This is a genomic window from Streptomyces sp. NPDC001750, assembly GCF_042892615.1.
In the GTDB taxonomy this organism is placed as follows: Bacteria; Actinomycetota; Actinomycetes; order Streptomycetales; family Streptomycetaceae; genus Streptomyces.
The window spans coordinates 185,851-211,710 of sequence record NZ_JBIAUE010000010.1; the positions used below are offsets into that span (position 1 = coordinate 185,851).

A 25,860-nucleotide genomic window follows, 5' to 3' on the forward strand; every position below is an offset into this window, starting at 1 on the left:
ATGACAGCCACCGCCCCGCACTTCGGACCGTCCCCGGCCGCCTCCGCGACACGCCGCCCCCTGGCCGCGGCCGCGCTCCTCACCGCCCTCGTCGGCATGGTGTTCGGCCTGCTGCTGGGCGGCGCGGGCCCCGCGTCCGCGCACGCCGCGCTCACCGGGAGCGATCCGCAGGACGGGGCGGTGGTCGACACCGCTCCCCAGGACATCAAGCTCACCTTCTCCGAATCCGTCGCGCTCGGCGAGGACTCCATCAGGGTCCTGGACCCCGGCGGCAAACGTGCCGACACCGGCACCGCACCACGTAATCTCCGGTGCGGCTCCGCCATGGAGTACAGCGTCCCGCTGCGCTCCGGGCTGCCCGACGGCACGTACACCGTCGCCTGGCAGGCCGTGTCGGCGGACAGTCACCCCATCTCTGGCGCCTTCACGTTCTCCGTCGGAGCCCCCTCGAAGACCAACGTCGCCCTCCCCTCGAAGGAGGCGGGCGGCGGCCTCGTCGGCGCCCTCTACGACATCGCGCGCTACGTCGCGTACGCCGGTTTCATCCTGCTGGTCGGCGGCTCGGCCTTCGTGCTGGCCTGCTGGCCGCGCGGTGCGGGCGCACGCCCCCTGCAGCGCCTGGTCGTACGGGGCTGGATGACGCTCACCGTCGCCACGCTGGTCATGCTGATGCTGCGCAGCCCCTACACCGGCTCGGGGAAGCTCGCGGACGTCTTCGACCTCGACGGACTGAAGGCCGTGCTTGACACGAAGCCCGGGGCGGCGCTCGTCTCCCGGCTGCTGCTGCTCGGCGCGTCCGCCCTCTTCATCGCCGTGCTGTTCGGGGCGTACGCACGGACACAGGCGAGGCGCGCGGACGAGCACGAGCACGAGCGGAAGGACCTCACGTTCGGACTGGCCGCGGGCGGGGTGGTGATCGCCGCGGGGATCGCCGGTACCTGGTCGCTCGCCGAGCACGCCTCGGCGGGCCTCCAGCCCGGCATCGCCATGCCGGTCGACCTGCTCCATCTGCTGGCCGTCGCCGCCTGGCTGGGCGGACTGACGGCACTGCTCGTCGCGCTCTACCGGACTCCGGACATCGATGCGGCGGCGGTGGGGCGCTTCTCCCGTATCGCGTTCGGCAGCGTGCTGGTGCTCACCGCCACCGGGATCTACCAGTCCTGGCGCCAGGTCGGCAGCTGGTCCGCGCTCACCGGCACGGACTACGGACAGCTGCTGCTCGTGAAGGTGGGGCTCGTCGCCGTCATGGTCGCGATCGCCTGGAGCTCGCGCCGCTGGACCGCGCGGCTGGTCCTGGGCGGTGCCGGTGCTCATGCCGGTACGGAGCGGGAGCGACGCGACGGCGAGGACGCCGAGGCCGGTACGGAGGGGCAGCGGGACGACGACGCCACCGGGGCCGCCGTCATGGACACCGGCCCCGCTGTGACGGACAGCGGGGCCGCCCTGACGGACAGCGGTGCGGGCACCGATACCGGTGCAGGCACCGGCACCACCGACGCGGACTCCTCGGCGTCCACATCGACATCGGCACCGGCGGCCGAGGACCCTGCGCGGACCGCACAGCTCGCCCGGCAGAGGGCCGCCGTGGCCACCGCCGCGAAGAAGCGGCTCCGCGACGCCGACCCCGACCGTTCGGGGCTGCGCCGTTCGGTCCTGACAGAGGTCGGTGTCGCCGTCGCGCTCCTGGCCGTGACGACCGTGCTGACCTCGACCGAGCCGGGGCGCACCGAGGAGGAGGCCCGCAGCTCCACGACGGCGGCCGTCTCGGCGGCCGAGGGCCCGGTCACCGTGAAGCTGCCGTTCGACACGGGCGGCGAGAACGGCAAGGGGACGGTGCGCGTGGACATCGACCCCGGTCGTACCGGCACCGACGAACTCCACATCTGGATCGAGGGCCCCGGGGGCAAGGCCATGGACGTCCCCGAGTTGAAGGTCGCCTTCACCTTGGAGTCCAAGGGCATCGGCCCGCTCCCCGCCGTCCCCACCCGGTTCGCCGAGGGCCATTGGACCGCGAGCGGCGTCCAGATCCCGATGGCGGGCGACTGGAAGGTCGCGGTGACTGTGCGTACCTCGGACATCGACCAGACGACCGTCGACAAGAACGTGAAGATCGGCTGAGTGGAATCGTGAGCGTGAACAACAAGAGTGACAACGGCAGTACGACCGGTAGGAACGACAGAAACAACGGCGGAATCAACGGCAGGAGCAAGAACAGCAGCACCGACGGAACCATCGCCACCGGCGGGAACGGCGAGAGCAGCGGTCACGGCGGCCTCTCCCGGCGGCGGCTGCTGGGCGGCGTGGGCGCGACCGGTGCCGCCGGCCTGGTACTGGGGGCGGCCGGGGGTGCGACCGGCTATGCCGCCACCCGGCCCGACGCGCCGACCGCCCTGACCGCGGTCGGATCCACACAGGTGATGTTTCACGGGAAACACCAACCGGGGATCACCACTCCGCTTCAGGCATGCGGCCATCTCCTCGCCTTCGACCTGGCGCCCGGTGCAGGCCGCAAGGAAGCGGCCGCCCTGATGCGCCGCTGGTCGGACGTGGCTCGACGCCTCATGGCCGGTGAACCAGCGGACGGCGGTGCGGCGGACGGCACGACCCACGACACCGGTATCTCCCTGGACGCCGGACCGTCGTCGCTGACCATCACCTTCGGTTTCGGGCGCACCTTCTTCGACCGCGCCGGCCTGGTCGACCGCCGCCCGCCGGGGCTCGACCCGCTGCCGCCGTTCTCCAACGACCGCATCGACCCCAAGCAGTCCGACGGCGACCTCTGGGTGCAGATCGGGGCCGACGACGCGCTCGTCGCCTTCCACGCACTGCGCGCCGTGCAGAAGGAAGCCGCCGGATCCACCCGGCTCCGCTGGCAGATGAACGGCTTCAACCGCACTCCGGGTGCCACCGCACGGCCGATGACCGCCCGCAACCTGATGGGCCAGATCGACGGCACCGGCAATCCCAAGCCCGCCGACGACGACTTCGACCAGCGCATCTTCGTCCCGGCGACGGGGACGGACGCCCGGCACGACTGGCTGGCAGGCGGTTCGTACGCGGTCGTGCGCCGGATCAGGATGCTGCTCGACGACTGGGAGAAACTCTCGGTGGAACGGCAGGAACGGGTCATAGGGCGGCGCAAGACGGACGGCTCCCCGCTCAGCGGCGGCTCCGAGACCACGCCCATGAACCTCGACAAGGCCGGTCCGGACGGCAAGCTCCTGATTCCGGACAACGCGCACTCCCGGATCTCCTCCCCCCAGAAGAACAGTGGCGCGGCCATGCTGAGGCGCCCGTTCTCCTACCACGACGGCATCGCGCCGGACGGGACTCCGGATGCCGGACTGCTGTTCATCTGCTGGCAGGCGGATCCACTGCGCGGGTTCGTACCGGTGCAGCGCAAGCTGGACCGGGGAGACGCCCTGTCGCCCTTCATCCGGCACGAGGCCAGCGGCCTGTTCGCGGTACCGGGCGGGGCGGCGGACGGCGAGTACGTGGGGCAGCGGCTTCTGGATTCCTGAAACCCCGGCTGGACTCCCGAAACCCCGGCGCGAAGCCGCCGGAAGCCCTCGGACCGACCACACGAGGGCTTTTGCCGCCCCGCGGGAGCTCGTGGCCGACGCCGTCGAGGTGCGGGTCCGGGCGGTGCGACGGGAGCGGACGTCTCCGGGAGGGGCACTAGGGTGACGGTATGTCCGCCACGCGCTACGCCTATCTCGGCCCCGAAGGCACCTTCACCGAGGTCGCCCTCCGTACGCTCCCGGAAGCCGCCACCCGCGAACTCGTACCGATGGTCTCCGTCCCGGCGGCCCTGGACGCGGTGCGCAGCGGATCCGCCGCCGCGGCGCTCGTGCCGATCGAGAACTCGGTCGAGGGCGGCATCACCACGACGCTCGACGAGCTGGCCACCGGCGAGCCGCTGATGATCTACCGCGAGGTGCTGCTCTCCATCAGCTTCGCGCTGCTGGTGCGGCCCGGGACCCAGCTGTCCGACATCAAGTCGGTCACCGCGCATCCGGCCGCGCAGCCGCAGGTGCGCAACTGGATGGCCGCCCATCTCCCGGACGCCGTGTGGGAATCCGCGGCGTCCAATGCGGACGGCGCCCGGCTGGTGCAGGAGGGGCGGTACGACGCCGCCTTCGCCGGCGAGTTCGCGGCGGCGACGTACGGCTTGGAGCCGCTGGTCACCGAGATCCACGACGCGGAGAACGCGCAGACCCGCTTCGTCCTGGTGGGCCGCCCGGCCCGGCCCGCCGCGCCGACGGGTGCGGACAAGACGTCGGTGGTCATCTGGTTGGGCGAGGACCAGCCCGGTGCCTTGCTCGAACTGCTCCAGGAGTTCGCGGTACGCGGAGTGAACCTGATGCTGATCCAGTCGCGGCCGACGGGCGCGGGCATCGGCAACTACTGCTTCGCGGTGGACGCCGAGGGGCACATCGCGGACCGGCGGGTCGGCGAGGCGTTGATGGGCCTGAAGCGGATCTGTCCGAACGTACGGTTCCTCGGCTCGTATCCGCGGGCCGGGGTGGAGCCGAAGGACGTACGGCCGCTGCGGCCCGGCACGTCGGACGCGGAGTTCACCGAAGCCGCCGACTGGCTGGCCCGGAACCTGGACGGCCGGGTCTGACACCGCTCCACGACAGCCCCGGAACGGGGCGGGACCCGGACCACAGGAGTGGGGCCGGGGCCGAGGGTGAAGCCAGGAGCAGGGCCAAGCCGGGGGTGTGGGGGCAGGACCGGGAAACAGGGCCAGGCCGGGAGCCGGGGCAAGGCTGATATCACCAGCCGATTTTCGGCACCCCCGCACCACCCAGAAGTTATCCACAGGGACGGTTCTCGACCTGGGGACAAGTCGGCATCGAAATGCGGCACGATCGACATATCGCCCCGATCGACTCGGGCGCATCCACAGCCCCCGCCCCGGCCAGGTCGCCCACCACCGCCCCAATTCCGGTGATCAGCCCTGCAAAACAAGGAATCCCCACCCGAACGGGTGCCCTCAGCGGGTTTGAGAGAAGATTTTGTGCGCCACGGCATCACTTTCGGAGCGCACCCCTCCGCCATCCACAGGCCTTCCCCACAGCCTGTGGATAACTCACACAAGGGTCGACACCTGTGGACAAGGGGACCTCAACTCCCGCCCTTCACGGGGCAGATGCGTCAAGGAAGCCAGCACCCTCCGCCCCCTTTGGGGGAGTAAAATCATTTCGTTGACCGGCCGGCTCCGACGCCGAACGCAATCGGGCCCGACGCCGAATGCACAATACCCCCGCCATTTATCAATTCTCACAATTCGGGCAAAATGACACGCTCGGCAATATCGGTTCGAGCTGTGGAAGCGCGCACCGGTAGCCTGGAGGGGTGATTGACCTTCGCCTGCTCCGTGAGGACCCCGACCGTGTTCGCGCCTCCCAGCGCGCCCGTGGAGAGGACGTCGACCTCGTCGACGCCCTTCTCTCCGCCGACGAGCGGCGCAGGTCGTCCGGCGTCCGCTTTGACGAACTCCGTTCCGAGCAGAAATCGCTCGGCAAGCTCATCCCGAAGGCGAAGCCCGAGGAGCGCGCCGAGCTGCTCAAGCGTGCCGAACAGCTGAAGGCCGACGTCAAGGCGGCCGACGCGGCACAGGACGAGGCGGACGCCGAGGCCAGGAGCCTGATGCTCAAGCTCGGCAACATCGTTCACGAGGACGTGCCGGTCGGCGGCGAGGAGGACTTCGTCGTCCTGGAGACCCACGGCACGATCCGTGACTTCGGGGCCGAGGGCTTCGAGCCCAGGGACCACCTGGCGCTCGGCGAGATGCTGGGTGCCATCGACATGGAGCGCGGCGCCAAGGTCTCGGGATCGCGCTTCTACTACCTGACGGGCATCGGCGCGCTGCTGGAGCTCGCCCTCGTCAACGCGGCGATCGCGCAGGCCACCGAGGCCGGCTTCGTCCCGATGCTGACGCCCGCGCTGGTCCGCCCGCGCGCCATGGAGGGCACCGGCTTCCTCGGCCAGGCCGCGGAGAACGTGTACCACCTGGAGAAGGACGACTTCTACCTGGTCGGCACCTCCGAGGTCCCGCTCGCCGCGTACCACATGGACGAGATCATCGAGGCCGACAAGCTGCCGCTGCGGTACGCGGGCTTCTCGCCGTGCTACCGCCGCGAGGCCGGCACGTACGGCAAGGACACCCGCGGCATCTTCCGCGTCCACCAGTTCGACAAGGTGGAAATGTTCTCGTACGTCGACCCCGCGGACGCCGAGGCCGAGCACCGCAGGCTCCTCGACTGGGAGAAGCAGTGGCTCACCGCCCTTGAGCTGCCGTTCCAGGTGATCGACGTCGCCACCGGCGATCTGGGCGCCTCGGCCGCCCGCAAGTTCGACTGCGAGGCGTGGATCCCGACCCAGGGCAAGTACCGCGAGCTGACGTCCGCGTCGAACTGCAACAGCTTCCAGGCGCGCCGTCTGTCCGTCCGGATGCGCGACACCCGCGACGGCAAGAAGGTCCTCCAGCCGCTGGCCACGCTGAACGGCACGCTCTGCGCCGTGCCGCGCACGATCGTGGCGCTCCTGGAGAACCACCAGCTGGCCGACGGTTCGGTACGGGTCCCCGAGGTCCTCCGGCCGTACCTGGGCGGGCGCGAGGTGCTGGAACCGGTCGCCAAGTGACCTTTCCGTACAAACTCGTCGCGACCGACCTCGACGGCACGCTGCTGCGCAATGACGAGACGGTCTCCGAACGCACCCGTGCGGCGCTGACCGGTGCCGCCGCGGCCGGTGCCGCACACATCATCGTCACCGGCCGCGGTGTGCCGTGGACCCGGCACATCCTGGACGACCTCGGCTACGAGGGCCTCGCCGTCTGTGGCCAGGGAGCGCAGGTCTACCACGCGGGCGAGCACAGGCTGCTGACCTCGCTGACGCTGGACCGGCAGCTCGCCGGGCTCGCGCTGTCCAAGGTCGAGGCCGAGGTCGGCCCGCTGGCACTGGCGGCGAGCCGCGACGGACTCGACGGCGAGGTGGTGATCGGCCCCGGCTACCGCGTCCAGGACGGGCCGCTGCCGTCCGTCGTGGCGCAGGACCCGGCCGAGCTGTGGGCCGCCCCGTTGAACAAGGTCTACATCCAGCACCTGGAGCTGGACGACAACGCGCTGACGAAGGCCGCGCGAGCAGCCGTCGGCAATCTGGTGGACGTGGTCATGGCCGGTCCGGGCACGGTGGAGATCCTCCCGCTGGGGCTGAGCAAGGCGACCGGGCTCTCGCTCGCCGCACGCCGCCTGGGCGTGAAGGCCGCGGACACGCTGGCCTTCGGCGACATGCCGAACGACATCCCGATGTTCGCCTGGGCGCGGCACGGTGTGGCCATGGCCAACGCGCACGAGGACCTGAAGGCCGTGGCCCAGGAGATCACGGCGTCCAACGAGGACGACGGCATCGCCGCGGTTCTGGAGCGCCTGCTCTAGGCCGAGTCCTCGAACAGGCGGTGTTCGGCCCCGGGCGCCGGCCCGGGGCCGCTCGCCGTACGGGGGCCGGGCACGGGTGAGCCGGTCGTACGTGCATCGCCCCCGCGTCCGGTCGTACACCGCCTCTCCCGTGCGAGGACGGTACGCGTACAGAAGCCGGAGGCGAACCGGCACGGCCCCGGGCCCCGAGCAGCGGGCAGCGGGCAGCGGGCAGCGGGCAGCGGGGAACATCTGCCGCAGCCGTATCGGTGTCCACACTGCGGACGAGCTCGGCGGAGGATGCGCGGATCGAACGCGCGCGGGGTTTCACGGCCCCGACGACGGCTTACGACCTCGCCCACGATTGGCGGTGGGAGAAGGAGCGGTGTCTGGGGCCTTCGAATCCAAGGCGGAGGTCCCGGACGCTGCGATGCCGCTGACAATCGTGGACGAGGTCGTTAGCAATCCGCTGCCTTACCTCGGCCAATCCTCCGGGAGGGCGGCCGCGCGCGAAGGCGCGAAGAAGCCGCCCCGGGCATCCTGCCCCGATCGGCACGGCGGAGTCGTCGGTGACTACTCCGGCGCCGTCTCGGGGCCGCCCTGATGGGAACTCGACGGACTCGGACTGTCGGTCATCGTCGTGCTCCGCTCCCGGTCTGTGGCGTACGCGCGGGCGTACGGCTGGCGTTGGGCGCGCGCACCGTGCCGGGGCTCGGGCCCGCAGGGCCCGGTCCGGCACGCGCCGCACCAACTACTGTGCCGGGGACTGCCCTTGCGCGCCACTCGATTTCGGGCAACGCCGAAGGGCCGTGAACGGCCCGCAGGTCAGCGCTGCCTGCCCCTGCGGTTCAACTCCTTCAGGCTGCGGGCGAGATCGTCCATCCTGCCGTCGATCCGCACGACGTTCTCGGACAGATGCCCCAGCCGCACGCTCATGGCGCCGACTGCCCGATGGGTGAGCTCCAGTCTCCGGTCGAGGCTGTCGAGCCGGTGCGACATCCGGAGCAGGGCGGCTTCTGTGGGCATGGTCATGCCTTCCGATCGCGGAACCGGTGATGGACAGCCCTGTCCCGGGCCTGAGGGCGGAGGACGCTCACGGTTGCCACTCACTCGACGACCGCCCCGGCGAGCACTCCCCGCCGGCATCGGCAATACCCGGTTCACGAACGCTACGACGCCACGGATCCCAGTTGCCTCCACGCACCTCCTATAACGACCGACAACCGTACGCTTACGGGCACTTGTGTCCGAAACGCGTCAACCCTCGCCCATCGGGCGAGGGTTGACAAGGACGACAGGGGGCCGAGGCACCGGGAGAGGGAAGAGGGAAAGGCGCCCGGCTCAAGTCGCATTCACGGGCTCCCGGCACTCACAGAGTCCGGTCGCACCGGACGCCCTCTCCTCACTGCCCTCACGCCCTCACGCCCTCACGCCCTCACGGCGCAGCCTGCGTGCCGTGACCCGACCGACAGGTATCGGGCGGCTCCACGCACCACCGCCCTCACTGACCGGGCGGCTCCACCCGCCCCGGCCCCCGCTCACCGGGCAGGCTCGGCCCTTCGTGGGCCCACGCCCGCTCCTCCCCGACCGGCTCACTCCTCCCCGGCCAGCTTCAGTGTGCGCAGCTTCTGACCGGCGTACCAGGTCGCAGCCACCGTGACCGCGACCAGCAGGACGGTCGCGACCGGCAGCCCGACGTCGGAAGTGATCGCACCGTCGCCGCCGACCTTCTCGGCCACCGCGAGGGACCACTGCTGCACGCTGAGCGTGCGCGCCCCCGGCACCAGCGAGCCGAACAGGGCCTCCCACACCAGCGCGTAGACGAGGCCGAAGACCACCGCGTGCCGGCTGACCGTGCCCAGCAGCAGGAACAGCGAGCTGTACGCGATCGAGGCGACCAGCGCCGCGACGGTGTACGCCACCGCGATCTGCTGGCCGTTGCCATTGAGAATCAGGCCGGCGATCAATGTGGGCAGTGCGGAGAAGACCATGGTGACGGCGATGGACACGATCAGCTTGGTGGAGATGATCGTCGGCCGTTTCACCGGCTTGGCCAGCAGGTAGACGATCGATCCGTCGTCGATCTCGGGACCGATGGCTCCGGTTCCGGCGATCACGCCGATCAGCGGCACCATCGTGGCGATGGCGAAGCCTCCCAGCACGTCCGACGCGATCTGGTCGTCGGCTCCGGCGAACATCCGTACCGCCACGGCGATGGCCACCAGCAGGACCGGCAGGACGAAGAGGATGGCGGCCCGGCGTCGGCCGAGCAGGGCCCGGTAGGTGAGCCGGGCGACTGTGGGGTCGTACATGACGATTCACAGCTCCTTTCAGGCCACTACTCAGGCCGCTACGAGATAGGAGAAGACCGATTCGAGGGACTCGTCGGACGGCGAGACGGTCAGGAGGCGGATTCCGTGCTCGCGTGCCACCTTCGGCAGCAGTTCGGTGAAGCGCCCGAAGTCGACCGCCTGGATGCGCAGGGCCCGCTCGCCCAGGTCCACCTCGATACCGGCCGTCGACGGATCGGCGATGAGCGCGGCGGCGAGGGCGCGGTCGTCGCTGGAGCGGACGAGGTAGCGGTGGGGGCGGTCCGTCATCAGCCTGCGGATCTTCCGGAAGTCACCGGATGCCGCGTGCCGTCCCGCCACGATCACCTCGATGTGCGAGGCGAGTTGCTCGACCTCTTCGAGGATGTGGGAGGAGAAGAGCACGGTACGTCCCTCGGCCCCCATCAACCGCAACAGCTCCATCAGCTGCATCCGCTGACGCGGGTCCATCCCGTTGAACGGTTCGTCGAGGAGCAGCACCGACGGCTCGTGGACCAGGGCGGACGCCATCTTCACTCGTTGGCGCATGCCCTTGCTGTACGTGGAGATCTTCCGGTCCTGCGCGTACTCCATCTCGACCGTGGCCAGCGCCCGACGCGCCTCTGCGTCGCCGAGGCCCTGGAGTTCCGCGTTGGCGACGACGAACTCGCGGCCGGTCAGGAAGTCGTACATCGCCTCCCGCTCCGGGACGATGCCGATCTCCTTGTACACCGCCTCGTTCCGCCAGATCGCCCGTCCGTCGAGCGTGACGGTGCCCGTGGACGGGGCGAGGAAGCCGGCCATCATGTTGATCAGCGTGGACTTGCCCGCGCCATTGGGCCCGAGCAGCCCGGTGACGCCCGGCCCCACCGTCATGCTCACGTCGTTGACGGCGACCACGTTGCCGAACCAGCGCGAGGTGTGGTCGATCTCGATGGTGGTCACAGCCCGACCCTCCGGTAGCGGCGCATCAGGACGGCGTACGAGCCGGCGACGAGCGCGAGAACAGCGAACAGATAGACCGCGCCGACACCGACCCCGGGGACCGCCCCGCCGGGGAAGGGTGAACTGGCGCCGAGGAACGCGGCCTGCACGCCCCCGATCAGCGTGATCGGGGAGAACAGCCCCAGCCACTCGACGGCGCCCTCGGAACCCGTCTGCCAGGCGATGGCCTGCACCGTGGAGACCGCGCCGTAGGAGATGGTCAGCACGGCGATCACCGCGGCGACACCGAAGCCGCGGCGCGGCGTCAGTGCCGCCATCACCAGCCCCAGTCCGGCGAAGAGCACAGAGAGCAGCGTCACCGACAGCATCCCCTGTCCGAATCCCTTGGTCTGCTCGACGAAGTCGAACTTCCCCAGCAGCGCGCCCGCGTAGAGGATCACGAGTGGCGCCCCGGTGAGGATGAGCAGCGCGGACGCCATGGCAGCCAGTTTGGCGACGACGTAGTCGACGCGCTCGATCGGTCGGGAGAAGTACAGCGGAACACTTCTGAAACGCAGATCTCTGGAAACCGACTGCGGCGCCTGGGCGGCTACGAACAGACCGATGACGGCCTGCATGTAGATCGCGAAGGACGTGTACTTGATCTGCAGCGCCGTGCTGCCCGGAATGGAGATGGAGACGGCGACGATGATCGCCGCGACCACGCACATCACGCCGAGGAGAAGCATCGGCAGCACCTTGGACTTGGCGGAACGTCCCAGTCCGAAGGCGCCCCGCAGGGACTGCGAGTACAGCGAGCGGCACGCATAGCCGCGGCCGAGCCGGGGACCGTCGTAGGAGCGGTACCCGATGTTGTGGATACGGGAGGTGTCGCTCCCGCTCACGGCTCCGGTCTGTGTGCTCGTCACGGCCGATCCCCCTCTGCTGCAAGGCCCTTCCGGTCCGCGGCCGCGGCGGGCCCGGACGCGGGCTCGGCGGGCGTCGGCACGGCCGCGGTACCTCCCGCGGCCCCAGCGGCGGCGCCGGACCGGGGCTCCTCCTCGGTGCGGAAGACCTCGGCGATGTGGTGGCGCCGCTGTTCCATCCGTACGAGGCCGAGCCCGAGCGCGGCGACGCTGTCGCGCACGATGTCGTACGTCTCCTCGCCGGTGGCCTCGACCAGCAGGATGTGGCCCGCGCCGGGCAGCCCCTGCCCGTCCAGACCGTCCTGGCCCACGAGACCGACGCCGGCCCGGACGAGGGCCCGGCGCAGCGCGGCCGTGCCGTCCGGATAGGTGTCGCTGTCGGTGACCTCGACCGCGAGGGTCGTGGTGGTCTGAGTGAAGTCGCTGGTGGAGCTGGACCGCAGCAGGGTGCCGCCGTCGATGACGACGACGTGGTCACAGGTGCGTTCCAGCTCGCCCAGGAGATGCGAGGTGACCAGGACCGAGATGCCGAAATCGGTGTGGACGCGGCGGATCAGCCCGAGCATCTCGTCGCGGCCGACCGGGTCCAGACCGTTGGTGGGCTCGTCGAGCAGGACCAGCCGGGGGTCGTGCACGAGTGCCTGGGCCAGCTTCACTCGCTGCTTCATGCCCGTCGAGTAGCCGCCGATGGGGCGGTAGCGCTCCTCGTACAGGCCGACGTGGCGCAGGGTGTCCGCCGTGCGCTCACGCGCGGCGGTGGGCGGCAGACCGGACATCCGCGCCATGTGGACGACGAACTCGGTGGCCGAGACGTCCGGCGGCAGGCAGTCGTGCTCGGGCATGTACCCGACCCGCTCCCGGATGGCGGCGCCGTCGGTGGCGACATCGAGACCGAGCACCGTGGCCCGGCCCTCGGTGGCGGGGGACAGACCCAGCAGGATCTTGATCAATGTGGATTTACCGGCTCCGTTGGAACCCACCAGGCCGGTCACGCCGGGTCCGATGTCCAGGGAGAGCCGGTCGAGCGCGGTCACCCGTGGGAACCGCTTGCTCAGGCTTTCGGTCGCGATGACAGTCACGGCTCCGACGGTAGTGGCGCGGGCCACACCACACATCAGCCCTGGGGTTGGACAGCGCCTCAGACTCCAGGTGTACGGGCCCGTAGGGGGTCCACCGCCCGGAGGGGGATCCGGCGCTGTGACGAGCGAGCGCCCGCGGTTTTCCACAGGTCGCGGCACACCCCTTGACGTAGCCGCGGGACATTGTCACATTCATCAGTGTCACGTTACGGACACGTACCGCACACGGCAGGGGACGGACGGTGGCATGGCTTCGGCAGTGAAGGACGAACGAGCCCCGGAACTGCGGGGGTTCGCGGAGGTGCAGCGTCTCGCGTATGCCTGCGCCGAGGCGGTCGCCGGACGACTCGTGCCGGGAGTGACCGAGCGCGAGGCGGCCAGGATGCAGCGCGACTGGCTGCGCGAGCGCGGGGTCCGGGACTGGTTCCACCTCCCGTTCGCCTGGTTCGGGGACCGGACGGCGTTCGCCGGTTTCAAGGTGCCCCTGCAGTTCTTCCCGACCGACCGGCAGCTGGAGCCGGGGATGCCGTTCATCCTCGACATGGCCCCGGTGCACAAGGGGTTCACGGCGGACATCGGGTATTCCGGCTGTCTCGGGCCCAACCCCCTGCACGACAAGCTCCTCGCCGATCTGGAGGCACACCGCGAGCTGATCCTGCGCGAGGTGCGGGAGCGGCGTCCGCTGCGCGAGATCTACGAGGACGTCGACCGGCTGATGGTCAAGCAGGGGTACGCCAACCGGCATCGCGCGTATCCGTTCGGCGTCATCGCCCACAAGATCGACCGCGTTCCCGAACGCCGTTGGTCACCGCATGTGTTCGGCTTCGGCGCCCAGTCCCTCAAGGGGCTGCTGAGCGACGCGCTGCACGGCCACCGGGAGGGCTGGTCGCCGCTGTGGAGCCCGTACCGCTTCTCCGACCACCCGCCGCGGCCGGGGCTGTGGGCGGTCGAGCCCCACCTCGGATTCCGGGGTACGGGCGCCAAGTTCGAGGAGATCCTGGTGGTCACCGACTCCAACGATCCCGAACAGAGCGCCTTCTGGCTGGACGACGATCTGCCGCATGTGCGGCGCTGGGCCGAGGAGAGGGTGGCGGCATGAGTCCGCAGGGTCTGACGGAGGCACGGGAGCGCCGGGTCCGCACGGGCGGAATCGAGCTGTGCGTGGCCGAGTTGGGCGACGAGAAGCGGCCGACGATCGTCCTCGTCCACGGCTATCCGGACAGCAAGGAGGTCTGGGCGGATGTGGCGCGACAGCTGGCCGAACAGTGGCACGTGGTGCTGTACGACGTGCGCGGTCACGGCCGGTCCACCGCGCCCAGGCCGCTGCGCGGCGGCTTCACCCTGGAGAAGCTGACCGACGACTTCCTGGCCGTCGTCGACGCGGTGAGCCCGGACCGTCCGGTCCATCTGGTCGGGCACGACTGGGGTTCGGTCCAGTCCTGGGAGTTCGTCACGGTCAAGCGCACCGAGGGCCGGATCGCCTCGTTCACCTCGATGTCCGGGCCCTCACTGGACCACTTCGGGCACTGGATCAAACAACGCATGACGCGGCCCACCCCGCGCCGGGTCGGACAGTTGCTCGGCCAAGGCGCCAAGTCCTGGTACGTCTACCTGCTGCACACCCCGGTCCTGCCCGAACTCGCCTGGCGCGGTCCGCTCGGCAAACGGTGGCCGGAACTCCTGCGACGGCTGGAGAAGGTGCCCACGGACGGCTACCCGACGCCCTCCCTGCCCGATGACGCGTCGCACGGCACCTGGCTCTACCGCGACAACGTGCGGGCCCGGCTGCGCCGGCCCCGCACCGACGCCTACGCGCACGTGCCGGTCCAATTGATCACGCCGACCGGTGACGTCTTCCTCTCGGAGAAGCTGTACGACCGACTGGAGCTGTGGGCACCGCAGTTGCTCCGCCGCACGCTGCCGGCCAAGCACTGGGTGCCGCGCACCCGGCCGGACCGTCTCGCCTCCTGGATCAGCGAGTTCGTCGCCGCCAACGAGGCGTCGCGGGAGAGCGGCCGGCCGGTGCGCGACACCGAGCCGACCGGGGCGTACGCGGACCGGTTCGCCGGGCAGCTGGTCCTGGTCACGGGCGCGGCCGGTGGTATCGGCCGGGCCACCGCGTTCGCCTTCGCCGAGGCGGGTGCCCGAGTGGTGGCCGTGGACCGGGACGCGGAGGGGGCGGCCAGGACGGCCGAGATGGCCCGGCTGATCGGATCCCCCGCCGCCTGGGGCGAAGCGGTCGACGTCAGTGACGAGCAGGCGATGGAGAAGCTCGCCGACAAGGTCGCCGCCGAGTACGGCATCGTCGACGTCCTGGTCAACAACGCCGGGATCGGCCTGTCCGGTTCCTTCCTGGAGACCACGAGCGAGGACTGGAGGAACGTCCTCGACGTCAATCTGTGGGGCGTCATCCACGGCTGTCGGATCTTCGGCAGACAGATGGCCGAGCGCGGCCAGGGCGGCCACATCGTCAACACCGCTTCCGCCGCCGCCTATCAGCCCTCCCGCGCCCTGCCCGCGTACAGCACCTCCAAGGCAGCCGTGCTGATGCTCAGCGAATGCCTGCGGGCCGAGTTCGCCGACCGGTCGATCGGGGTCAGCGCGATCTGCCCCGGCATCGTCAACACCGGCATCACCGCCACCGCGCGCTTCGCCGGTGCCGACACCGCGGAGGAGACACGGCTGCGCAAGCGGGCCGTCCGGCTGTACAGGCTGCGCAACTATCCCCCGGAGCGGGTTGCCGACGCCGTCCTCAGGGCCGTGGTGCGCAACCAGGCCCTCGTGCCGGTAACGCCGGAGGCCCGCGGCGCCCGGCTCCTGGCCCGCTTCAGTCCCGGCGCGCTGCGCGGGATCGCCCGTCTGAAGCCGCCGCTGTGACCGGCGCCGGGCAGTCGCCGTCCGCGGCGGCGGAGCGGTCCGCCGCCGAGTACCGGATCGAGGACCTGGCCCATGCCAGCGGAACCACGGTCCGCACGATCCGCGCCTACCAGGACCGCGGACTGCTGCCGACGCCGGAGCGGCGCGGCCGGGCCAATGTGTACCGGGACAGCCACCTGACCCGGCTCCGGCAGATCGCGGACCTGCTGGATCGCGGTTACACCCTGGCCAGCATCAAGGAGCTGCTGGACGCCTGGGACGCCGGCCGCGGTCTGGGCGGTGTGCTCGGTCTCGTCGCCGAGGTGCACGGCCCCTGGACGGACGAACGAGCCGGCCGGATCACGCGGGCCGAGCTGAACTCCCTGCTCGGCGGCAGCCCGGACGACGAGGCGGTCGCCGAGGCGGTGGACCTCGGCGTGCTGGAGCGCGTCCCGGGCCGGGACGACGAATTCCTGGTTCCCAGTCCGCAGGAACTCGCTGTGGCGCTGGAGTTGCACGCGGCCGGTGTTCCACTGCGCGCGATCTCTGCACATCTGCGGGAACTTCGAGGACAGGTGGAGGAAATAGCGGCGCGTTTCCTGGAGTTCACCGATGAACACGTCTTCGCGCGCTACCTCGGCCATCATCCGCCCACGGAGGCGGACGCGGCGGATGCCGCCGCCGTGGTGCGCAGACTTCGCCCACTCGCCCAGCAGACGGTGGACGCGGAACTCGCCCGGGTCATGCGGACGTTCGCCACGCTCCACCTGCGTCATCACCTGAGCACGCACGCGGCACCCGCCCCCGGTTCCTCAGCTCCCGAAACGACGCCGGTACCCGTTCCCAGGGAGACAATCCGCCGTGTTCGGCAACTGGTTGGTACGGACAACGTGTCCGCATTCGTCACGGCAGCCACCGAACGAGAGGTACAGGCAAGAACATTGGACACACTCACCTCATCCGGGCTTAGAACAGGGCGAGTTGACCAAGTCACCTGATTTGCCAGCCGACTTGCCCAGGTTACCGCCAACGATCCTCTGGATAAGTCGAGTTGGCTGTGGATCAAACCTGGGAGGAAAAATTATCGAAGCAAATAAAATTGCTTCGGTGAATCACTATGAAAAGCGGATGCGCCCCGGAAACAGCCCGGGCAGGCTGAGGACATGGACGAAAAACGCACCGTGAAGGTGTCCAAATACCTCTCGAAACACCTGCGACATCGACCGGAGCGAATCGGGATCACGCTCGACGCCCACGGATGGGTGCCGATCGACGAGCTGCTGCGCGCCACGGCGCGCCAGGGCTTCTCCCTCACCCGTGCCGAGCTCGATCATGTCGTGGCCGTCAACGACAAGCAGCGCTTCGCCGTCGAGAACGGTCGCATCCGCGCCAGCCAGGGCCACACCGTCCCCGTGGACCTCGGCCTGCCGCCGTGCGATCCGCCCGCGTACCTCTACCACGGCACCGTGGGCCGTGTGCTGGACGCGATCCGCAGCGAGGGCCTGCGCCCCATGGACCGCACACACGTCCATCTCTCGCCCGACCGCGAGACGGCGACCGGAGTCGGAGCACGTCGCGGCCGTCCGGTCGTCCTGTCGGTGGACGCCGGCGCGATGCACCGTGCGGGCCACACCTTCTACGTCAGCGCCAACGGCGTCTGGCTCACCGCCGCCGTGCCGCCCTCGTTCCTGCGCCTGCGTGGCTGAACCCGCGGGGCGTCGCCCTCGTCGTGGGCGAGCCGGACGACGAGGAACACGGGCCCCGGAGGCGTCGGGAAACCGTCCCCGGGGCAGGGCGGACGAGTGCGGGCACTGCCGTTCGTCCCCGCCGTTCGGCAACGTAAGGCCGACGGAGAGTCGCAGATCAGCCGAGCTGCGCCACGCCCTCGGTGGCGATGCGCTCGAAGACCTTCTCGTCCGCGGCGAAGTCGGAGTCGGGAATCGGCCAGTGGATCACGATCTCGGTGAAGCCGAGGTCGCGGTGGCGCCCCGCGAAGTCCACGAAGGCGTCCACGGACTCCAGCGGGCGGCCCCGGTCCGGGGTGAAGCCGGTCAGCAGAACCTTGTCGAGCTCGGCCACGTCCCGGCCGGCCTCCGCGCACGCCTTGCCCAGCTTCTCGGCCTGCACGCGCAGGGCCTCCACCGACTGCTCCGGGGTCCCTTCCTCGTACAGCTGCGGATCGCCGGTCGTCACCCACGCCTGGCCGTACCGCGCCGCGAGCCTCAGCCCGCGCGGCCCGGTCGCGGCGACCGCGAACGGGAGCCGGGGGCGCTGGACGCAGCCGGGGATGGTGCGGGCCTCGTGCGCGGAGTAGTGCGTGCCCCGGTGGGTGACCGCGTCCTCGGTGAGCAGCCGGTCGAGCAGAGGGAGGAACTCGCCGAACCGGTCCGCGCGCTCTTTCGGCGTCCACGCCTCCTGCCCGAGTGCGGTGGCGTCGAAGCCGCTGCCGCCGGCCCCGATGCCGAGCGTGATCCGGCCGCCGGAGATGTCGTCGAGCGAGATCAGCTCCTTGGCCAGGGTCACCGGATGCCTGAAGTTGGGCGAGGTGACGAGGGTGCCCAGGCGCAGCCGCGTGGTGGCCGTGGCGGCGGCGGTGAGGGTGGGCAGGGCACCGAACCACGGACCGTCCCGGAAGGACCGCCAGGACAGGTGGTCATAGGTGTACGCGGCGTGGAAGCCGAGTTCCTCCGCGCGCAGCCACTTGGCGCGGCCGGCCGCGTGCCAGCGGTCGACGGGCAGGATCACGGTGCTCAGGCGCAGGCTCATGCCCCCGAGCCTACGTCCGTCCAGCGGACAGCCGGCATCTCGTTGCGGGCGCTCGTTGTGGCCGGGTCCTGATGAGTCCGAGGTGCTTCGGCTCGAACAGCCAGAGGTGAAAGGCCGGCACAAGGTCGTCATGCGCAAGTTCGAGGTCCATGCGGAGATCACGGACGCGCTGATTCGCTTGAGCTCCGGGAACTCCCTGCCCGAGGACAGACGCCTGCTGGGGCACGAGCCAGCCGCGCTCACCTGTCTTCGGACAACCCCGGAGCGACCTACCAGGCGCATCGGGTCGCCATCGGAGCGCACCATTGGCACGATTCCTTACCACCGACGAGCGGGAAGGCATTTGGGGGTGAGTGGTAATGGCCGGACTCGTCTACTTCCGGAAGATCTCCGAGGACGCGGAACTGGTCCGCTACGAGTTCGGGGACGATCCGGACAGCTTTGCGCGACACCTGACCATGGACAAGGAATCCCGCACGTCGTCGGCCGGATGGACTACTCGTACCTTCAGGCCTCCCGGAAGATCAACGCGATGCACGAGGAGCGCGGTCGGTGGCCGGACCGCGGCATGAGCGTGAGTTGACCGGCCTCGGTCATGTCTTCAGTCCGGTCCCTCATCGACCAGGGTGCTGCCGCCGTCCGGGCCGTGGCGGAACGAGCGGATGACGCCGAGGTCACAGGTCGGGCTGCGATGGATGAACAGGGTTTGACCGAGGTGAACGAGCGTGCCGAGGCGGAGCCGCTCGGTGGCCGTCGCGGCGGTGGTGAGGGTGGGCACCGCACCGAACCACGGGCCGTCCCGGAAGGACCGCCAGGACAGGTGCCCGGCGGCCTCCCCTGGCAGCGATTGACATATGCCTCAAGCATGTTCCCGGGTCAGGAGTGCGCATCCTCATATGTGCGCCCCTGCGCACGGCCGTGCACCCCCGTACGCGAGAATGGGCGGGTGACCTCAGCTATCGACATGCCTTCGCCTGCCGTCCCCCGGCTGATCGCCACGGACCTCGACGGCACCCTGCTGCGTGATGACAAGACCGTCTCGGAGCGCACGGTCGCCGCGCTCGCCGCCGCCGAGGAGGCCGGGATCGAGGTCTTCTTCGTCACCGGACGCCCGGCCCGCTGGATGGACGTCGTCAGCGAGCATGTGCACGGCCACGGGCTGGCGATCTGCGCGAACGGCGCCGCCGTCGCCGATCTGCACGCGGACGGCAAGCTGGTCAAGGTCCGCCCGCTGGGGCGCGACATCGCCCTCGACGCCGTACGCATCCTTCGTGCCGCCGCTCCCGGCACCTCCTTCGCCGTCGAGATGACCACCGGCATCCACTACGAACCGGCCTACCCGCCGCTCCACCTGGACCCGGGCGCCACCGTCGCCGTCGCCGAGAAGCTGCTTCGCGAGGAGGCGCCGGGTGCCGGTGCCCCCGTGCTGAAGCTCCTCGCCCACCATGCGGAACTGGCTCCGGACGAGTTCCTCGCCCTCGCCCGCGCCGCGGCCGGGGACCGGGCCGTCTTCACCCGGTCCAGCCCCACGGCCCTGCTGGAGGCCAGCGGGCCGGGGGTGTCGAAGGCGAGCACCCTGGCCCTGTGCTGTGCCGAGCGTGGCATCTCGCCCGCCGAGGTCGTCGCCTTCGGCGACATGCCCAACGATGTGGAGATGCTCCGTTGGGCGGGCAGGTCGTACGCGATGGGCAACGCCCACCCCGCCGCGCTCGCCGCCGCCACCGGCCGCACCGCCACCAACGGCGAGGACGGCGTCGCGATCGTCATCGAGCGGATCCTCGCCGGGCTGTGACCCTCCGGAACGGCGCCCTGACCGCACGCGACAGTGCGCTGCCGGAACCCGGCCCCGGCCGTTCCTTTCCCACGCCCGCGACCACCCATGGCCCCGGCGGTCCGGCCCGGTCCCATGACCACCACGGGCCCTCGGCGGTTCGGCTCCGTGCCCGCCGTCGTTCACGGCCTCGGTGGTCCGGCCCCGGAGTCGGTGACCGCCCGCGGCCTCGCTCAGATCGGGGCCTCCCACACCACCGTCGTCCCGCCCCCGTCCGCCCCGATACCGGGGCCGAACCAGCTCGCGCCGCCGAGCGACTCCGCCCGGCGGGCCAGGTTCCGCAGCCCGCTGCGCCGTCCGCCCTCGGGGATGCCCCCACCGTCGTCGGCGACCGACAGACGCACCGCGTCCCTCCCGTCGGGCAGCGTGGCGGTCGCGTCGACGACCACGTCGATCGCCGCGGCCCCGGCGTGCCGGAAGGCGTTGGACAGCGCCTCGCGCAAGGCGGCGATCAGGTTCTTCCCGGTCAGTTCGCCGACCAGCGAGTCGACCGGACCGACGAAGCGGTGCGCGGGCTTGAAGCCCAGCGGCACCGCCGCCATGTTGATCTCGCGCAGGACGCGGGTGCGCAGCCCGGACGGCGCCTCCGCCGGTTCCTGCTGCAACGCGAAGATCGCGGTGCGGATCTCCTGGATGGTCACGTCCAGTTCGTCGACCGCGCGGCCGATGCCGCTCCGCACCTCGGGCACGGCCGACGAGCGCTGGGCGTTCTCCAAGGTCATCCCGGTGGCGAACAGCCGCTGGATGACCAGGTCGTGCAGATCACGGGCGATCCGGTCACGGTCCTCGTACACCGCGAGCCGTTCCCGGTCCCGCTGGGCCTCCGCCATCATCAGCGCGAGCGCGGCCTGCGAGGCGAACTGCGTGGCGAGAGTCCGTTCGGCCCGTGTGAACGGTCGTGCGCCGCGGGCGCGGGGGGTGGCGAGCGCCCCCAGCACCCGGCCGCCGCTGTGCAAGGGCAGCAGCATGCTGGGGCCGAAGAGGTCGGCGAGCCCGGTGGTCGCTCGGGGATCGGTGGCCGAGTCGTCCACGAAGACCGCCTCGCCGGCCAGCAGCTTCGCCGCCACCGGGCTCTCCGGCCCGATGATCACCCCTAGGGGCACGCCGAGGTCGTCCGCGGAGACGGCGACGATCTCCAGCCCGCCCTCCGCGGCCGGCAGCAGCACGATCCCGGCCGCGGAGGCGGCGAGGTGCCTGGCCTGTTCGGCGACGACGGAGAGCGCCTCGTCGGCATCACCGCCGGAGAGCAGGGCGGTGGTCACGGCCACCGAACCGTCGATCCACCGCTCGCGCTGACGGGCGGCCTCGTACAGCCGGGCGTTGCCGATGGCGATTCCGGCCTCCGCGGCGAGCACCCGCACCAGGTGCAGGTCGTCGTCGCCGAACTCGCCCTCGTTCTCCTTCTCGGCCAGGTAGAGGTTCCCGAAGACCTCGCCCCGCACCCGGATCGGGACTCCGAGAAAGGTCCGTATCGGAGGGTGGCAGGGCGGGAACCCGGCGAACCTCGGATCGGCCGTCAGATCGGCGAGCCGTAGCGGAGCCGGGTCGTGGATCAGCGCTCCCAGCAGCCCCCGGTGCCCGTCGGGACGGCGTCCGATCGCACGGGCCACCTCGTCGGAGACGCCGTGGGTGACGAAATCGGCGAGCCCCGTGCCCTCCTCGTCGACGACGCCGATGGCCGCGTAGCGGCAGCGGGCGAGTTCGGCCGCCGTCTCGCAGATCCGGTCGAGGGTGGAATGCAACTCCAGGCCTGTGCCGACGAAGCGCATGGCTTCCAGCAGTTCCGGTACGCGGGCGGCGCGTTCGGCGGACAGGCCCCGCAGGCCGCAGGGCGCCTCGGTCGCTGCTTCGAGTGGGTCCTTCGGGTCCTGCTGAGACATACCCCGAGACTAGTTAGTACCGGTTGGGGAGGAAACTCGGCGATTTTCCCGCCCGGTCGACACCTGCGCGCCTGTCTCCCCCGTACCTCACATCACGCGGCCCGTCCCGTCGCACCGCACCCGCCCGTCTCCCCGTACGCACACGCCCACCCGGCTCCCCGCCCCGCGGTCCCCGCCCCGCCCGCACCCGGCCACTTCCCCGCTCGCGCACGTACCGGGGCGTGCGCGTTCACCCGGGAACGCCATTGCCGTGCCCGGCGAGCTGCCTCCGGGCCGCCGGCGCGTGCGCGCTCACGCGGGAACGCCCGCGACGGCCCGCACAGGCCCCGTGCCCTCGCCCTCGTTTTCGCGCTCCAGCATCCGCCGCAACGGCCCCTCCTCGGCGGCGAGGTCGGCGTACGGACCGGCCTGCACGATCCGGCCCGCGTCCAGCACCAGCACCTCGTCGACGGCTTCGAGCCCCCGCAGCCGGTGGGTGATCAGCACCGTCGTACGCCCCCGGGTCGCGTCCAGCAGGTCCTCGGTCAGGGCGTCCGCGGTCGCCAGGTCGAGGTGTTCGGCGGGCTCGTCCAGGACGAGTACGGGGAAGTCGGCGAGAACGGCACGGGCGAGCGCGAGCCGCTGCCGCTGACCGCCTGAGAGGCGTGCGCCGTGCTCGCCTACGAGGGTGTCGAGTCCTTCGGGCAGCGCCTCGGCCCAGTCGAGCAGCCTTGCCTGTTCGAGCGCGGCCCGCAGCTCGCCGTCCGTCGCCCCGGGACGGGCCAGCCGCAGGTTCTCCCGGATAGAACTGTCGAAGACATGTGCGTCCTGGGCGCACAGGCCGACGAACGTCCGGACCGTGTCCCCCTCCAGCGCGGAGGCGTCGACGCCACCGATCCGGTACGTGCCCGCGCGGGCGTCCAGGAAGCGGAGCAGGACCTGCGCCAGGGTCGATTTCCCCGAGCCGGACGGTCCGACGACGGCGATGCGCCGGCCCGCCGTCAGCGTGAGGTCCAGGGCGTCCAGGGCGTCCCGTTCCGCCCCCGGGTAGCGGGCCGACAGCCCGCGTACCTCCAGTGGGAAGGGCGAGTCGGGGGCCTGTGCCGGACTGTCCGGTTCGTGTACGGGCAGCGGGGCGTCCAGCACCTCGTACACCCGCTCCGCGCTCCGCTCCACCCGCTGCCGGAACTGCACGGCCAGCGGCAGTCCGGTCACCGCCTCGAAGGCGGCCAGCGGCGTGAGCACGACGACCGCGAGTTCCACGCCCGCGAGCCGCCCGTCCCGCACGGCGGGCAGAGCGACCAGCGCGGTGGCGACGACGGTCAGACCGCCGATCAGGGCGCTGAGGCCGCCGCCGAGTGCCGTGGCGGCCGCCGCACGGGCCGAGATCCGGGTCAGCACCCCGTCGGCCTCCCGGGCCCGCTCCGCCCGGGCGGGCAGTGCGCCCGCGACGGTCAGCTCGGCGGTCCCGCCGAGGAGATCGGTGACCCGGGTCGCCAGGTCGGCGCGGGCGGGGGCCAGTCGGCGTTCCGCCTGACGGGAGCAGGCGCCGCTGATCCACGGCACCCCCGCCCCCGCCAGCAGCAGCCCGACGGCCAGCACGGCGCCCGCCGCGGGGAGCAGCAGGCCGACGAATCCCACAGTGGCCGCTCCCACGAGCACCGCCGTTCCCGCGGGCAGCAGCCAGCGCAGCCAGTAGTCCTGGAGGGCGTCGACGTCGGCGACCAGTCGGGAGAGCAGGTCTCCGCGACGGGTCCGGCGCAGCCCCGCCGGTGCGATCCGCTCCAGGCCCCGGTAGACCGCCACGCGCAGTTCGGCCAGCATCCTGAGCACCGCGTCGTGCGACACCAGACGCTCGGCGTAGCGGAAGACGGCCCTGCCGAGACCGAAGGCACGGGTCGCCGTCACGGCGACCATCAGATAGAGCACCGGGGGCTGTTCGGAGGCACGGGAGATCAGCCAGCCGGAGACGGCCATGAGCCCGACGGACGAGCCCAGGGCGAGGCTGCCCAGCAGCAGCGCGAGCGCCAGTTGTCCGCGTCGCGCCCCCGCCGCCTTCCGGACCCGGGCGAGGACGTGTCCGGTGCGGCCTCCGGGGTGCCGCGACTCCCCGGTCTCCGGCGCCTCGTCGGGTCCCTCGTCGCGCGCCGCCGACTGCCGGGACGCCGGGGCCGCGTCTCCGGACCCCGTCTTCCGGGCCTCCGCCGGGCCGGAATCCGCAGCCGGTTCGAGGGCCACCACCCGGTCGGCCACCGCGAGCAGCGCGGGCCGGTGCACGACCAGCAGCACGGTCCGCCCCACCGCGAGCCTGCGTACCGCCTCGACGATCCCCGCCTCGGTCTCGCCGTCCAGGCTCGCGGTCGGTTCGTCGAGCAGCAGCAGCGGTCGGTCGGCGAGGAAGGCGCGGGCGAGCGCGAGCCGCTGGCGCTGACCGGCGGACAGCCCCGCGCCGTCCTCGCCGAGAACCGTCAGCTCTCCGTCCGGGAGCCGGGCGACGAAGTCGTACGCCCCCGCGTCCCGCAGTGCCGCCATGACCGCCGTGTCGTCCGCGTCCGGCCGGGCCAGCCGCACATTCTCCGCGATCGTGCCCGCGAACAGATACGGGCGCTGCGGAACCCAGGCGATCTGTTCGCGCCAGCGCTCCAGGTCCAGCGTCGTCAGGTCGATGTCGCCGACCCGTACCCGCCCCTCGTCGGGCGCGGTGAAGCCCAGCACCACATCGAGGAGAGTGGACTTCCCGACGCCGCTCGGGCCGGTCAGGGCGACGGTCTCCCCCTCCTCCACCACCAGGGAGGCCCGGTCCAGGGAGGGCGCGGCGCGGCCCTCGTGCCGTACGGTCACGCCCTCCAGCTCCAGCCGCAGCGGCTCCGGGACGTTCGCCGTGCCGCCCTTGCGGGGTTCGGTCTCCAGGACCGCGAAGATCTCCTCCGCGGCCGAGAGCCCCTCGGCGGCGGCGTGGTACTGCGCTCCGACCTGGCGGATCGGCAGATACGCCTCCGGGGCCAGGATCAGCACCACCAGGCCGGTGTAGAGGTCGAGTTCGCCGTGCACGAGCCGCATGCCGATGGTGACGGCGACCAGGGCCACCGACAGGGTCGCCAGCAGTTCCAGGGCGAAGGACGACAGGAACGCGATCCGCAGGGTTCGCAGCGTGGCCTGCCGGTACTGCGAGGTGATGGCCCGGATGGACTCGGCCTGCGCCTTGGCCCGGCCGAAGACCTTCAGCGTCGGCAGCCCGGCGACCACGTCGAGGAAGTGCCCGGAGAGCCGGGACAGCAGCCGCCACTGACGGTCCATCCGCGCCTGGGTGGCCCAGCCGATCAGGATCATGAAGAGCGGGATGAGTGGAAGCGTCACCACGATGATCGCCGCCGACACCCAGTCCTCGGTGACGATCCTCGCCAGGACCGCCACCGGAACGACCACCGCGAGTCCGAGCTGCGGCAGATAGCGCGCGAAGTAGTCGTCGAGCGCGTCGACACCACGGGTGGCGAGCGTCACCAGGGAGCCGGAGCGCTGACCGCTCAGCCATCCGGGCCCGAGCTCCGTGGCACGCGCCAGGAGCCGGCCGCGCAGTTCGGACTTGACCGCCGCACTGGCGCGGTACGCGGCCAGTTCGGTCAGCCAGGAGACCAGGGCCCGGCCGAGCGCGACCGCTGCGAGCAGGATCAGCGGGCTCCGCAGCCCGGAGGCGGTCAGCCCGTCCTCGAATCCGCCCACCACGATGTCGGCGATGAGCATGGCCTGGGCGACGACCAGCACCGCCCCGACCGTTCCGAGCGCCACCACGGCCGCCAGGAAGAAGCGGGTGGCTCGGGCGTGGCGGAGGAGACGCGGGTCGATCGGTTTCACGTGAAACAGCCCCCATAAAGCTCGGTCGGTGGAC

At 71.1% G+C, this 25,860-nt stretch carries 18 protein-coding genes and 1 pseudogene; 10 read left to right on the forward strand and 9 right to left on the reverse strand.

Features of this window, described 5'->3' with window-relative positions:
- From ACFYY6_RS18210 to ACFYY6_RS18230, 5 genes are all read left to right on the forward strand, one after another.
- Positions 1–2,118: a copper resistance CopC/CopD family protein gene (locus ACFYY6_RS18210; protein ID WP_389194097.1), complete on the forward strand. Its 2,118-nt coding sequence runs from the start codon at positions 1–3 to the stop codon at positions 2,116–2,118.
- 113 nt (positions 2,119–2,231) lie between these two features.
- Positions 2,232–3,521, forward strand: coding sequence for an iron uptake transporter deferrochelatase/peroxidase subunit (gene efeB / locus ACFYY6_RS18215; RefSeq protein WP_351626277.1), 1,290 nt, complete (start codon positions 2,232–2,234; stop codon positions 3,519–3,521).
- A gap of 170 nt (positions 3,522–3,691) precedes the next feature.
- A complete protein-coding gene (gene pheA / locus ACFYY6_RS18220; protein ID WP_351517145.1) occupies positions 3,692–4,627 on the forward strand; it encodes a prephenate dehydratase in 936 nt (311 codons plus the stop codon).
- A gap of 734 nt (positions 4,628–5,361) precedes the next feature.
- On the forward strand, positions 5,362–6,651 hold the full coding sequence (serS, locus tag ACFYY6_RS18225; protein WP_351626163.1) for a serine--tRNA ligase: 1,290 nt from the start codon (positions 5,362–5,364) through the stop codon (positions 6,649–6,651).
- Positions 6,648–7,445 (forward strand): HAD family hydrolase, encoded by a 798-nt coding sequence (locus tag ACFYY6_RS18230; protein ID WP_351517148.1) that lies wholly within the window; start codon positions 6,648–6,650, stop codon positions 7,443–7,445. Before serS ends, ACFYY6_RS18230 begins: the two co-directional genes overlap by 4 nt.
- 804 nt (positions 7,446–8,249) lie before the next feature.
- On the opposite strand, the pseudogene ACFYY6_RS18235 reads toward ACFYY6_RS18230, so the two are convergent.
- From ACFYY6_RS18235 to ACFYY6_RS18255, 5 genes and pseudogenes are all read right to left on the reverse strand, one after another.
- Positions 8,250–8,432: pseudogene (locus ACFYY6_RS18235) on the reverse strand (hypothetical protein); the annotation flags it as partial.
- Positions 8,433–9,016: 584 nt separating this feature from the next.
- Entirely contained in the window at positions 9,017–9,736 is a 720-nt protein-coding gene (locus ACFYY6_RS18240; RefSeq protein WP_351517149.1) for an ABC transporter permease, read from the reverse strand.
- Between the two features lie 30 nt (positions 9,737–9,766).
- Entirely contained in the window at positions 9,767–10,678 is a 912-nt protein-coding gene (locus ACFYY6_RS18245; RefSeq protein ID WP_073786455.1) for an ABC transporter ATP-binding protein, read from the reverse strand.
- A complete protein-coding gene (locus ACFYY6_RS18250; RefSeq protein WP_351517151.1) occupies positions 10,675–11,586 on the reverse strand; it encodes an ABC transporter permease in 912 nt (303 codons plus the stop codon). Before ACFYY6_RS18250 ends, ACFYY6_RS18245 begins: the two co-directional genes overlap by 4 nt.
- The gene (locus tag ACFYY6_RS18255; RefSeq protein WP_386609141.1) at positions 11,583–12,617 is read right to left on the reverse strand and encodes an ABC transporter ATP-binding protein; all 1,035 of its coding nucleotides are present in this window, start codon (positions 12,615–12,617) and stop codon (positions 11,583–11,585) included. The genes ACFYY6_RS18250 and ACFYY6_RS18255 overlap by 4 nt, the downstream gene beginning before the upstream one ends.
- A gap of 292 nt (positions 12,618–12,909) precedes the next feature.
- On the opposite strand from ACFYY6_RS18255, the gene ACFYY6_RS18260 reads away from it, so the two are divergent.
- The 4 genes from ACFYY6_RS18260 (at position 12,910) to ACFYY6_RS18275 (ending at position 17,224) form a co-directional block, all read left to right on the forward strand.
- A complete protein-coding gene (locus tag ACFYY6_RS18260) occupies positions 12,910–13,761 on the forward strand; it encodes a M24 family metallopeptidase (protein WP_389194102.1) in 852 nt (283 codons plus the stop codon).
- Entirely contained in the window at positions 13,758–15,539 is a 1,782-nt protein-coding gene (locus ACFYY6_RS18265; RefSeq protein ID WP_389194105.1) for an SDR family oxidoreductase, read from the forward strand. Before ACFYY6_RS18260 ends, ACFYY6_RS18265 begins: the two co-directional genes overlap by 4 nt.
- A complete protein-coding gene (locus tag ACFYY6_RS18270; RefSeq protein WP_389194108.1) occupies positions 15,536–16,516 on the forward strand; it encodes a MerR family transcriptional regulator in 981 nt (326 codons plus the stop codon). Before ACFYY6_RS18265 ends, ACFYY6_RS18270 begins: the two co-directional genes overlap by 4 nt.
- A 165-nt stretch (positions 16,517–16,681) precedes the next feature.
- Positions 16,682–17,224 (forward strand): RNA 2'-phosphotransferase, encoded by a 543-nt coding sequence (locus ACFYY6_RS18275; RefSeq protein ID WP_386609130.1) that lies wholly within the window; start codon positions 16,682–16,684, stop codon positions 17,222–17,224.
- A gap of 157 nt (positions 17,225–17,381) precedes the next feature.
- On the opposite strand, the gene ACFYY6_RS18280 is transcribed toward ACFYY6_RS18275, so the two are convergent.
- Both ACFYY6_RS18280 and ACFYY6_RS18285 read right to left on the reverse strand, forming a co-directional pair.
- Positions 17,382–18,284, reverse strand: a complete 903-nt coding sequence (locus tag ACFYY6_RS18280) for an LLM class flavin-dependent oxidoreductase (RefSeq protein ID WP_389194111.1) — start codon at positions 18,282–18,284, stop codon at positions 17,382–17,384.
- A 601-nt stretch (positions 18,285–18,885) separates the two neighbouring features.
- Entirely contained in the window at positions 18,886–19,062 is a 177-nt protein-coding gene (locus ACFYY6_RS18285; protein WP_351517160.1) for a hypothetical protein, read from the reverse strand.
- A gap of 186 nt (positions 19,063–19,248) precedes the next feature.
- Between ACFYY6_RS18285 and ACFYY6_RS18290 the strand changes: the two genes are divergently transcribed.
- Positions 19,249–20,076 carry an HAD hydrolase family protein gene (locus ACFYY6_RS18290; RefSeq protein WP_386609128.1) on the forward strand — a complete coding sequence of 276 codons (828 nt, stop codon included), beginning with the start codon at positions 19,249–19,251 and terminating at the stop codon, positions 20,074–20,076.
- 212 nt (positions 20,077–20,288) lie between these two features.
- Here the strand turns inward: ACFYY6_RS18290 and ACFYY6_RS18295 are convergent, their stop codons facing one another.
- Both ACFYY6_RS18295 and cydD read right to left on the reverse strand, forming a co-directional pair.
- Positions 20,289–21,995, reverse strand: a complete 1,707-nt coding sequence (locus tag ACFYY6_RS18295) for a GAF domain-containing sensor histidine kinase (RefSeq protein WP_386609127.1) — start codon at positions 21,993–21,995, stop codon at positions 20,289–20,291.
- Positions 21,996–22,286: 291 nt separating this feature from the next.
- Positions 22,287–25,826 (reverse strand): thiol reductant ABC exporter subunit CydD, encoded by a 3,540-nt coding sequence (cydD, locus tag ACFYY6_RS18300; protein WP_388651146.1) that lies wholly within the window; start codon positions 25,824–25,826, stop codon positions 22,287–22,289.
- Positions 25,827–25,860: the final 34 nt, after the last annotated feature.

Coding starts and splice junctions, on each gene's coding strand:
- ACFYY6_RS18210 (WP_389194097.1), top strand. CDS start 1: ATGACAGCCACCGCCCCGCACTTCGGACCGTCCCCGGCCGCCTCCGCG.
- pheA (WP_351517145.1), top strand. CDS start 3,692: ATGTCCGCCACGCGCTACGCCTATCTCGGCCCCGAAGGCACCTTCACC.
- ACFYY6_RS18240 (WP_351517149.1), bottom strand. CDS start 9,736: ATGTACGACCCCACAGTCGCCCGGCTCACCTACCGGGCCCTGCTCGGC.
- ACFYY6_RS18260 (WP_389194102.1), top strand. CDS start 12,910: ATGGCTTCGGCAGTGAAGGACGAACGAGCCCCGGAACTGCGGGGGTTC.
- ACFYY6_RS18265 (WP_389194105.1), top strand. CDS start 13,758: ATGAGTCCGCAGGGTCTGACGGAGGCACGGGAGCGCCGGGTCCGCACG.
- ACFYY6_RS18275 (WP_386609130.1), top strand. CDS start 16,682: ATGGACGAAAAACGCACCGTGAAGGTGTCCAAATACCTCTCGAAACAC.
- ACFYY6_RS18280 (WP_389194111.1), bottom strand. CDS start 18,284: ATGAGCCTGCGCCTGAGCACCGTGATCCTGCCCGTCGACCGCTGGCAC.
- ACFYY6_RS18290 (WP_386609128.1), top strand. CDS start 19,249: ATGCCTTCGCCTGCCGTCCCCCGGCTGATCGCCACGGACCTCGACGGC.
- ACFYY6_RS18295 (WP_386609127.1), bottom strand. CDS start 21,995: ATGTCTCAGCAGGACCCGAAGGACCCACTCGAAGCAGCGACCGAGGCG.